The organism is Pandoraea sp. NPDC090278, from assembly GCF_044772185.1.
Lineage (GTDB): Bacteria > Pseudomonadota > Gammaproteobacteria > Burkholderiales > Burkholderiaceae > Pandoraea.
This window is the reverse complement of the sequence record NZ_JBIVYJ010000038.1, coordinates 1-2,326: the sequence shown is the minus strand read 5'-3', so window position 1 is coordinate 2,326 and position 2,326 is coordinate 1. Positions and strand designations below refer to the sequence as shown.

Sequence of the window (2,326 nt, the reverse complement as noted above, 5' to 3'; positions counted from 1 at the left end):
AGTGGTTTCGGAACAGAATCGAGGCGAAGGTCGTGATCGAAGACTGGCGGACTCATTACAACGAAGTTCGGCCGCATTCGAGTTTGCAGTACCAAACCCCGGCCGAATTTCGTCGGGCTAGCGAACGTAGTTCAACCACCGGGGCCGTGAATCTCTAGACGCCAGTGGTACGAAAAAATCCGTTAGGTCACCCGACCTCTAACCGCCATTCGTACTGCCGTCTCCGCAACGACTGATTTCAAGCAGCCACCACTGCTTGTGATATGCGCGATCAGATGTCGTGTGTGCGCAAGATAACAACCGCTTGGCCGTGCAGTTTGCCGTCCACGTCGAGGAGCTGCCACAGCGTAGCTTCCTCAATCATGAAGCGCTGGCCTGACTTGGTGACACGCACGCCCTTATAACCCGCCTCGTACCCTAACCGCTTTACACGTTCGAGGAGCTGCTGGCGCTCCTCGCGATTCGGGGCGTCGGCTGAAAGCCTGGAAGGCAGTTGTGTGATTTCATGCCAGCTATATCCAAAGCGCCGCTGCGCGGCCTTGTTGCCGTAAATAAAGAGCGGATCGGGATCGGTGTTGTGCGCAAGTACCGCGAACGGGGCACTTTCATAGAGCCATCCGGTAGCCTCGGTGACAGGCATCGCCTGCGACACCAAGGGCTGACCAAGTAGTCGAGCGTAGCTGTCGGAAAGGAGCTGATAGAACGATGGATCGCAGTGGAGTGGGATCATTTGGGGGGATTAGATGGCGGAGATCTGAAGTACACACGCGGCTGCTTCTGCCCGAAAATTATGCCTTCCGGCAACCCGGGTGCGCAGCTGCTGCAAATGCCGTTGACAATTTGGTGCTTGCGACGTTTTGACGAATAAGGGCTCGGTACACAGTTGGGCGGGAAGCCGAACACAGTTCATAGCGAGGATGTTGAAAGACACCTTGCCCATCGGTCCAACGGATCGTAAACGTTCGCGCCCACGACGAGTTTCAGCTCGCGCGCGACCAGTGAGTCAGCGATCTCGCATGCAATTCGGCGAGAAGTTTCTTCGGCCAGGCATTCTCTACCCCCAGCTCTTTCAGGTGCTTCGCGTCAGGCACGCTCATCTCGGCCAAACTTGCTGCTTCGCCACAGGCGAGTAGCTGGACGCGGACAAGCCGTGATGTCAACACAGCTCACTAATCGCCACACCGGCGTCGGCTTCTGCAGTCCACTGACAACAGGCTAATCGTCATTCCATCAATCATTGCTTTGATCAAACAGTCGCGCGAACAGATTCTGGCAAACCGGATTTCCAATCTTCGACCGTTAAACCAGGTACTCGGGCAAACACTCTCGCGTTTTGCGTAATCAGCACCAATTGCCGAGCTCGTGCCTGCCCAGCGATCAATGCATCGTAAGCCCCGACGGGACTACCAGCTCTCGCCATTACCGCACGAATTTCTCCAGCATGTTCAGCGTCCTCCGCATCAAACGGAATCACCTGAAGCTGCAGTCCCTGTACGCGGGCGAGATTCGCCTCAACTTGTGCGCCGCGATAGGCACCAAAATATAATTCATGAGTGACGATCGAAGGTAGAGCAAAAGCGTTTGGCGAATGTGCGCGCAAACGGAAAAGTACTTCCGGAACGCCCTTCAACATCGCAATCACTATATTGGTATCTAGCAGGTAAATCATTCAAAAAAATCCAAACTTGGTCGCGTTTGGTCGGCCACAGAGGCCGCTACCGTTGACTCAAAACTTGCGTCCATAGAACCGATAAGTGGGGCAAGCCATGACCAATCATTTGGCGCCGGCTCAAGAATAACCGCCGCACCGTGTCGTCGAATTCGCACACACCCTGTGTTAAATCGAAATTCTCTGGGCAATCGGACTGCCTGAGAACCGCAATGCCTAAATATCTTCACCAATTCCATTGCCCCCTCCATTGCTTATACCTAAGAAACGCCGATATTCCCTACAGAAATGAGCACTTCGTGTGCCGCTGACCTGCCCCTCCCAAACTGTAGAACTAAATATTTACTGATGCATTCCCACTGCAACATCACCTGAGCGTTGGCGCCCCTAGCTATGGCTAAAAAAATGAAACAACGCCGAAAGCCCCAAACTTTAGGGCCAGCGTACCACGCTGTGGGACCTCCCTGCGATAGCATTTTGGTAATCGCTGTTCCCCACGGCCCGATGTATGGTCTAGCGTCGGGGGGGGGGGGGGGGGGGGGGCCCCCCCCCCCCCCCCCCCCCCCCACCGGCTCTCGTATCGGGGGGTTTTTGGGGGGGGGGTTTTTTGTTGTTTTTATTGTTTTTTGTGTTGTGGGGGGGGGGTGTGGGGGGATG

General features: G+C 55.2%; 3 protein-coding genes. 1 reads left to right on the top strand and 2 read right to left on the bottom strand.

Annotated features, from left to right (window positions below):
- A partial coding sequence (locus ACIQWO_RS27450) for an integrase core domain-containing protein (protein ID WP_402830861.1) occupies positions 1 to 158 on the top strand: 158 nt, incomplete at its 5' end.
- Between the two features lie 113 nt (positions 159 to 271).
- Here ACIQWO_RS27450 and ACIQWO_RS27445 read toward each other — a convergent pair.
- On the bottom strand, positions 272 to 730 hold the full coding sequence (locus ACIQWO_RS27445) for an MEKHLA domain-containing protein (RefSeq protein ID WP_402830859.1): 459 nt from the start codon (positions 728 to 730) through the stop codon (positions 272 to 274).
- Positions 731 to 1,246: 516 nt separating this feature from the next.
- A complete protein-coding gene (locus tag ACIQWO_RS27440; RefSeq protein ID WP_402830858.1) occupies positions 1,247 to 1,669 on the bottom strand; it encodes a type II toxin-antitoxin system VapC family toxin in 423 nt (140 codons plus the stop codon).
- Between the last annotated feature and the right edge of the window lie 657 nt (positions 1,670 to 2,326).

What these genes read in the sequence shown, in the direction of transcription:
- ACIQWO_RS27445 (WP_402830859.1), bottom strand. Translation starts at nt 730, where the DNA reads ATGATCCCACTCCACTGCGATCCATCGTTCTATCAGCTCCTTTCCGAC.
- ACIQWO_RS27440 (WP_402830858.1), bottom strand. Translation starts at nt 1,669, where the DNA reads ATGATTTACCTGCTAGATACCAATATAGTGATTGCGATGTTGAAGGGC.